Below are 362 nucleotides of genomic sequence, written 5' to 3'. Positions count from 1 at the left end.
TTTCTGAACTATAAAGCCCAAGTACATCCTTTTTTCCTGCGATATCAACCCCGAGGATATTATAGATCGCACGGGTTTCAACAGCACCATTCACCCTTACCTTGAAAAACATACAAACCAGAAATATAAATGGATAGACGGTTTCAAGAGGACGGTTTCTCCATTCTTGAACCGCGGGTAGTACACTATCGGTAATACGGGATATCTCTGCAGGAGAAATCACCATAGCATACATTTCCTGAACAAAATCCCCCATTGCTCGGGTACTCACTCCCATAGCGTACATCGATAAGATAGTACCTTCCAGCTCATCGGTAATGATTAGCTGGCGTTGGGGACAATCTTAGGTTCAAAAGTACCCA

The 362-nt window shown here is 43.4% G+C and carries 1 protein-coding gene; it reads right to left on the bottom strand.

Annotated features, from left to right (window positions below):
- The coding region (locus GNY06_RS00895) for a transposase (protein ID WP_185151804.1) at positions 1-286 on the bottom strand (286 nt) is incomplete at its 3' end.
- Positions 287-362 lie beyond the last annotated feature (76 nt).

The sequence above is a fragment of the Elizabethkingia argenteiflava genome, from assembly GCF_009904105.1.
GTDB classification, from domain to species: Bacteria; Bacteroidota; Bacteroidia; order Flavobacteriales; family Weeksellaceae; genus Elizabethkingia; species Elizabethkingia argenteiflava.
This window is presented reverse-complemented; position numbering and strand designations above follow the sequence as displayed.